This window comes from Erythrobacter sp., assembly GCF_038133525.1.
GTDB lineage: Bacteria > Pseudomonadota > Alphaproteobacteria > Sphingomonadales > Sphingomonadaceae > Qipengyuania.
The window spans coordinates 1-6,965 of sequence record NZ_JAYPTL010000100.1 but is presented as its reverse complement, the minus strand read 5'-3'; the positions used below and the strand labels follow the sequence as shown (position 1 = coordinate 6,965).

Genomic DNA, 6,965 nt, shown 5'->3' with positions numbered 1-6,965 from the left:
AATTTCGACGCAAATCTTTACCCTAAGTGGGTCAATTTTGGATGCAAGTCAACACATTTTTTATCGACTGATATAAAATAACGGGAGTCCGCTGCGATCCCCGCCGCGACTGCCTTGCTCGAAGGGAGATCCAAGTGGCCGTTATTGATCTTGATCGACAACTGCAAGAATTGCGAAAGGAGTTCGCCCGCACCGCTCCAGCCGGCCGGGTCGCGCTCTATGAGTCCAGGATCGAGGAACTGCGATCGACCTTTGCGAGGCACGCTGCGCTGAAGGAGGGAGACAGGGCCCCCGACTTTTCGTTGCCGGACGCCCAAGGCGGCACGGTGTCGCTGTCCGCTGCTCTCAAGCAAGGTCCTGTGGTGGTGACCTTCTATCGAGGTGGCTGGTGTCCGTACTGCAACCTCCAACTGCGGTCCTACCAGGCCTTGCTGCCCGAGTTGGCATCCTTTGGCGCAAGCATGCTGGCCATCTCACCTCAGCTTCCGGACGCATCACTGTCAACCGCGGAGCGCGAGGCGTTGACGTTTAACGTCCTGAGCGATCTGGGCAATGACGTGGCTCGCCAATTCGGGCTGGTCTATCCATTGCCGCAGGAACTGCGCGATGCCTTGAGTTCCAGCAACAAGGCGCTGCCGAGCATAAATGGGGACGCCAGTTGGGAGCTGCCCGTTCCCGCCACCTATGTGATCACGCCGAACCAGAGGATCTCGCTGGCTTTCATCGAGGTCGATTACCGGCAGCGATTGGCCCCGCAGCGACTTCTTGCGGCGCTGCAAGAGCAGGCGGTTACGTGACGCAGGCCGTCGACTTGGTGCAAGAAGCGGTAGTCGGACCGGCTGCCGCGTCGTGGCCTCAGAGATCATCCCGGAACGTCTTGCGCGGATTCTGCTGGGCCGGGCTCAGCGTCACGATCTTTGCGGGCTGGTTCGTCGTGACGCGCTTCAGTGTCACGCGCGAACTTCGCCTGTGGGATGTGACCGCGCTGCGGTTCGGCATCGGTGCCGTCATTCTTCTTCCAGTGCTGTTGCGGGGAAAGAGACGCCTATCAGCCAAGGAATGGCGTGAGGGGCTGGTCTATGCCTGCCTTTGGGGGTTGCCCTTCGTCCTGGCGGTCGCGCTCGGCCTGCAGCTCACGTCGGCCGGCCGCGCGGCAGCGATAGCGCCGACCCTGATGCCGGTATTCGCCGGCGCCTTCGCGTGGATTTTCCTGAAAGAGAAACAGGGCCGCGCGCGCTGGTGTGGCTACCTCGCCATCATCATCGGACTGGTGTTCATGGTTGCAGGCGGTGTTTCCGCTCACGGTGGCATGAACCCGATGGGCCTCATCGCCCTGATGACTGCCGCTGCCATGTGGGCCGTCTACACGCTGCTTTTTCGGCGCAGCGCCCTGACACCTGTGCAGGCCGCAGCCCTGATCTGCTTCTGGTCGGCCATCCTCTTCCTGCCGATCTATATTTTTGGCGGGCTCAGTCGCCTCGCCATGGCCTCACCCAGCGAGATCGGCTTGCAGGCCGTCTATCAGGGCGTCCTGATGAGCGGCGTTGCGATCGTTTCCTTCAATCGCTCTGTCGCGCTTCTGGGCCCATCTGCGGCCACAGCCATCATCGCCCTGATTCCGGTCGTTGCTTCGCTGGCCGCCATTCCCGTACTTGGAGAGCTGCCGTCTGGTGGAGAGTGCGTTGCACTTGCCGTCGTTGTTGGCGGCGTGCTCTTGGCAGCACGTCCTGCCCGTAAAGCAGCGAAGCCATCGATTTCCGCAACCACGAGGCATACACCATGATCCGGTTCTACTTTCATCCGACCCCCAACCCCGCAAAGATCGCGCTCTTTCTGGAGGAGACCGGTCTGGCCTACGAAGCCTTGCCGGTCGACACAAGCAAGGGCGAGCAGCATGCGCCCGCCTTTCGTGCGATCAATCCGAACGGCAAGGTACCGGCCATCGTCGATACCGAGGGGCCGGGCGGCAACGAAGTCAGGGTCTTCGACTCGACCGCCATCCTGATCTATCTGGCGGAAAAGACCGGCCAGCTTCTGGGCACGTCCGAGGATCGGCCGGAGTTGCTGTCCTGGCTGCTCTTCATCGCCTCGGGATTGGGGCCGTTCTCCGGGCAGGCGGTGCACTTCCAGTTCGCCGCGCCCGAGGGCTTGGACTACGCGGCCAATCGTTACCGCCGCGAGGCGGAGCGGCACTATCAGGTTCTCAACGATCACCTGTCCGGACGCGAGTTCATCGTCGGCAGCGGTTTCACGATCGCCGACATCTCCGCCTGGGGCTGGCTCGATCGCGCTTCCCGCGTGCGCAAGGGCGCCGAGGATCCTCTGGGGCCCTTTCCCGAACTGAAGCGGTGGTTCGCAGGCGTGGATGCGCGTCCGGCGGTCGCTCGCGCCCGGGCGCTCGCCAAGAGCCATGCGTTCAAGGCGATCAACGACGAGGAGACCAAGCGTGCGCTCTTCCCGTCGAACTATCCCCCTGCATCGGCGCAAGGAGTTTGAAATGGAACTGAAGAACAAGCGGGTCCTCGTCACGGGCGGATCGAGCGGGATCGGCCTCGCGCTGGCCCATGCGCTGATCGCGCGAGGCGCCAGGGTGGTCATCACCGGAAGGCGCAGAAGCGTCCTGGACGATGCACTGCGCAGCCTTGACTCGGCGACGGGCGTCTGCGCTGACGTGGGAAGTCCCGAGGGACGCGCGGCCACGCTGGACCAGGCGATACAGACGCTGGGCGGACTCGACATCCTCGTCAACAACGCCGGCGGCGTGCGGGCTGGCCGGCTGGAGAACACCACGGAAGCCGATATCGAGCAGATGGTGATCGTCGACTTGCTCGCGCCAGTCTTGTTGACCCGCGCGGCGCTCCCCGCTCTGCGGGCCAGCGGAGATGCCATGGTGGTGAATGTCGCCTCCGGCATTGCCCTGGTCGGCGCACCCTTCTATGCAACGTATGCCGCGGTGAAAGCAGGTCTGGCTCGCTTTGGCGAGGCGCTCAGGCGCGAGCTCAAGGGCGAAGGCATTCATGTGTTGACGGCCTATCCTGGAGGCACGGACACGCCGATGATGAAGTCGAATCGCGCTGGTCCCGAACTGGGGTTTTCGCGCGAGCCTGCTTCTGCGGTGGCCGATGCCATCGTCGCCGGGATCGAGGCGAACGCTTTCGAGGTCATCCGGGGCGGGGAGGCGAGAGCCCAGATGATTGCGCTCAACCGTAACGATCCGGTAGCGGTCGATGCGAGATTCCTGACGCTCAAGAGCGCGCTGGAAGAGGCGGTCAAGGACCACAGCGCATTGTGACGACGCGGCATCAAGCACCGCATCCACTCACGAAGCCAACCACGAACCGATCCAGGAACGATCATGGCGCGCCCCAGAGAGTTTGACGAAGCAGTGGCCCTCGATGCCGCGATTCAATGCTTCTGGTCGAGGGGCTACGAAGCCACCTCGGTGCGGGACCTGGCCGACGCGATGGGTATCGCCGGCCCCAGTCTGTACAACACGTTTGGCGACAAACGCACGCTGTACCGGCAGGCGCTCGAACACTATGTCGAGCGAGGCTTTTGCGATCGGGTCCGGCGCTTCGAGTCCCAGTTGGCACCTCGTGCGGCCATCGGTGCGTTCTTCGATGAGATCATCGAATTGTCGCTGGCCGACGACCAGCGCAAGGGATGCCTGATCGTGAACTCGGCACTGGAGCTGGCACCTCACGACGCGGAGTTTCAGGCTGCACTGGCCGCTGTCTTGCGCGACATGGAGGCCTTCTTCTACCGTTGCGTCAAGGCCGGCCAAGATGCCGGCGCGATCAACATCACGTTGCCGGCCGATGATCTCGCCCGGATGCTGCTCGGCTTGCTAATGGGGCTGCGCGTCCTCGCGCGATCGCGGCCAGAACCGGAATTGCTGCGTGGGCTTGTCCGGCCCGCATTGGCGCTGCTCGATGGCGCCGGCACATCTCAACGACGGAGTCGCAAATGATCGACCTCTACTATTGGCCCACGCCCAATGGCCACAAGGTCACGATGTTTCTGGAGGAGGCTGGCCTCGAATACCGCATTCATCCTGTCGACATCAGTGCGGGCGACCAGTTCAAGCCTGAGTTCCTCGCGTTCTCGCCGAACAACCGGATGCCTGCGATCATCGACATGCAGCCGGTCGACGGCGGGGAGCCCGTGACCGTCTTTGAATCGGGCGCCATCCTGGTCTATCTTGCGGAGAAAACGGGTCGCTTCATGCCGACCGACCTGCGTGAGCGCAAGGCGGTGCTGGAATGGCTCTTCTGGCAGGTCGGTGGACTCGGCCCCATGGCCGGTCAGAACCATCACTTTGGCATCTATGCGCCCGAGAAGATCCCCTATGCCATCACGCGCTACGTCAACGAGACCAATCGCCTGTACGGTGTGCTCGACCGACGCCTGGCCGTGCAGGAATATCTCGCAGGTGAAACCTATTCGATCGCGGACATGGCGACCTACCCCTGGGTGGTGCCGTGGAAGCGCCAGCAGCAGGAACTCGACGAGTTCCCCAGTCTGCGGCGGTGGTTTGATGCGATTCGCAATCGTCCCGCGACGATCAGGGCCTATGCGCGCGGCGAGCCTTTCGCATCGCGTCCTGCGGTGACGGAGGAGGGCAAGAAGCTTCTGTTCGGTCAAACTGCCGCAGGCCCGCAGGCGCGCTGATACGTTTATGGTGCACACACCAGCGATTACTCAAAGTCAAAGCAATCACGCGACGTGGGCGTGCGCCAGCTGCTGCAGGGAGCTCGGGAATTCGTGGAGATCTTTCGAGGCGCGGGCATGATATCGCTATGACCATCGAACCGTGGGCGGACGCCCAGCTATCTGAAGATATTCCTCGGCTTGCTCAGGGCGGTGAGAGCGAGACTGTGGAATTCAAGCGAGAGCTGCCAAAGCAGGTGCGGGATCTTGCCAAGGAAATCGCGGCTTTCGCTTCCAGCAGCGGGGGCCGACTCCTTCTTGGAGTGGCAGACGACGGCTCGATTCCAGGAGTCGAAAATGCACATGACCCAGCGGTTCGAGATGATCTCGGCAGAAGGATCGTGGGCGTTTGCCAGATCATCGATCCCCCCGTCCGCCCGCAGATCGGCTGGACATCGGCAAATGGGCTCGGCGTTCTCGTCATCACTGTCGAGAAGGGTTCAGAGCCTCTGTACTACGTGGATTCGCGCGCGTACATCCGGCACGGCACGGTCTACCGACCGGCGACGGCCTCAGAGGTTCGCGCTGCCTTGACAGCTTCCATGCCCGGGGAGGCCGCAGAAGGACCCAAGAATCATCCGGAGCTGTCTGCGCTGGCCGACGTGCTCGCCAACGTGCGACGCTGGAGCGATACGGACTCCGAGATGCGAAGCCTGAAACCCTGGATTGAAGATTGGTCGGCAGATGCGGAGGTCTATGCGTCAAAGCTGCGCGACCTGTCCGTCTCCGACTGGGCCATTGAGAGCCACGTCAATGAACGGTTGGAAGCCACAGCTGAGAAGCTCGATGAAGTCGCACAGTTCCGGCACTACCTCGGCGAAGGGGAAAACTTCAACGACGTGTGCAACTCCGCAGGCTTCGCTGCTGCGGAGTTGATGCGCGATCTGGTCGATCCTATCGAGGTCAGCGATGAGACACAGCGAAAAGTCCTGGAGGCGATTGCCAAACTTGCCCGCAAGTTGACCCAAATGTGGGACCGTGCCAACAAAGAGATCTTCGATGGGCGTGTCGAGAAAGCCCAGCAGGAAACCTATGGCATCGGCCAGCAAATCGCCACTTGGACCTATTTCAGGCTGTCTGTTGTGCCGGAAAGCACGCTGGCCGATCTGCGCCGAATCGGTCTTAGCCTGCTCCAACTGGTGTCCATGAGGGTCTACATGGATGGCGGCGCTTCACTACAGCGCATCGTCGATGATGCTCAGACTCTTGTGAAAGAGCTGAATGCGAACGTCGAGAGTTTCCTGCAGTTCGATCGCTGAGTACTGTGTGCGCCGCCGTTTGCCCTTGGGCGGCTGCGGGCCACGGCTGCCAGAGGCGTGCTCGCTCCAGCGGTACGGTGACCGTGCGCGCACTCAGCGTCTATGCGCTGGCGCGCGCCTCAGGTCGCCGGGAAGCACAATCCCCAGGCTCCCATGCAACTCCTGACATGGATGCGGTCCGTAGCTACCCGGAACCCGAATACCCTCTAAACCCGCGTCAGATATGGGTTTGCGTCCGTCCGATGCAAATCGAAAGTCCTTGACAGCGGACATTTTTTAGGATGTCGCGCTCCTCGGTCAGACGCTTGATCTCGGCCTTCAGTCGCCGGACCTCCGCCGAGTCCTTCGCCGTCGGCAGCAGTGCCGCCTCCGCGCCGTCGGCATTGGCAGCGCTCTTCGCCTTGCGCAGCCACTCGTACAGGCTGTGGGTGGAGACCCCGAGCCGCTGGGCCACATCGGCCACCCGGAAGCCACGTTCGGTTACCTGCTTGACCGCTTCGGCCTTGAACTCATCCGTGTACTGCCTGTTGCTCATAAACACCTCTGTCGTTGCCATGAATTATGGCTCCTAGGTGTCTACGAAAGGCTGGCCGGTCCAGACCTCCGTTTTGTACAAGCCGTTGATAGTTTCAGCCAGGGCGTTGTCATAGGAGTCGCCGGTGCTGCCCACCGAAGGCATCAGGCCAGCTTCCTCCAAGCGCTCTGTGTAGCGAATGGACACGTACTGACTCCCCCTGTCGGAGTGATGAATCAGCTTTTCATCGCTTGAAGGATGCCGTGCGTAGAGAGCTTGCTCCAATGCATCCACAACAAAGTCAGTGCGCATGTGGCTGCTGACTCGCCAACCCACAATCCGGCGGGCATAGACATCAATCACAAAGGCCGCAAACATCTGACCTTGCCATGTCGATACATAGGTAAAGTCTGCAACCCAAAGCTGGTTGGGGTCTCCTCGTTTTCAGTGCAATAAGTGACGGTACGCAAAGCTAGCACTGG

The 6,965-nt window shown here is 61.7% G+C and carries 7 protein-coding genes and 2 pseudogenes; 7 read left to right on the top strand and 2 right to left on the bottom strand.

Translation table 11 applies throughout. The features are described 5' to 3' along the window. Positions 1 to 134: 134 nt before the first annotated feature. The 7 genes from AAFM29_RS16285 (at position 135) to AAFM29_RS16255 (ending at position 5,969) form a co-directional block, all read left to right on the top strand. Positions 135 to 797, top strand: a complete 663-nt coding sequence (locus tag AAFM29_RS16285; protein ID WP_013521175.1) for a peroxiredoxin-like family protein — start codon at positions 135 to 137, stop codon at positions 795 to 797. After that, a complete protein-coding gene (locus tag AAFM29_RS16280) occupies positions 794 to 1,783 on the top strand; it encodes a DMT family transporter (protein WP_013521174.1) in 990 nt (329 codons plus the stop codon). The genes AAFM29_RS16285 and AAFM29_RS16280 overlap by 4 nt, the downstream gene beginning before the upstream one ends. Continuing rightward, a complete protein-coding gene (locus tag AAFM29_RS16275; protein ID WP_013521173.1) occupies positions 1,780 to 2,496 on the top strand; it encodes a glutathione S-transferase family protein in 717 nt (238 codons plus the stop codon). Before AAFM29_RS16280 ends, AAFM29_RS16275 begins: the two co-directional genes overlap by 4 nt. A gap of 1 nt (position 2,497) precedes the next feature. Continuing rightward, complete coding sequence (locus AAFM29_RS16270) at positions 2,498 to 3,292, top strand: SDR family oxidoreductase (protein WP_013521172.1); 795 nt, start codon at positions 2,498 to 2,500, stop codon at positions 3,290 to 3,292. A gap of 63 nt (positions 3,293 to 3,355) precedes the next feature. Beyond that, positions 3,356 to 3,970, top strand: a complete 615-nt coding sequence (locus AAFM29_RS16265; RefSeq protein ID WP_013521171.1) for a TetR/AcrR family transcriptional regulator — start codon at positions 3,356 to 3,358, stop codon at positions 3,968 to 3,970. Next, entirely contained in the window at positions 3,967 to 4,671 is a 705-nt protein-coding gene (locus tag AAFM29_RS16260) for a glutathione binding-like protein (RefSeq protein ID WP_013521170.1), read from the top strand. The genes AAFM29_RS16265 and AAFM29_RS16260 overlap by 4 nt, the downstream gene beginning before the upstream one ends. A 128-nt stretch (positions 4,672 to 4,799) precedes the next feature. Next, positions 4,800 to 5,969 carry a helix-turn-helix domain-containing protein gene (locus AAFM29_RS16255; protein WP_013521169.1) on the top strand — a complete coding sequence of 390 codons (1,170 nt, stop codon included), beginning with the start codon at positions 4,800 to 4,802 and terminating at the stop codon, positions 5,967 to 5,969. A gap of 265 nt (positions 5,970 to 6,234) precedes the next feature. Here AAFM29_RS16255 and AAFM29_RS16250 read toward each other — a convergent pair. Then, positions 6,235 to 6,504 (bottom strand): annotated as a pseudogene (locus AAFM29_RS16250) (transposase); the annotation flags it as partial. A gap of 63 nt (positions 6,505 to 6,567) precedes the next feature. Continuing rightward, positions 6,568 to 6,915, bottom strand: a pseudogene (locus AAFM29_RS16245) (DDE-type integrase/transposase/recombinase); the annotation flags it as partial. Positions 6,916 to 6,965 lie beyond the last annotated feature (50 nt).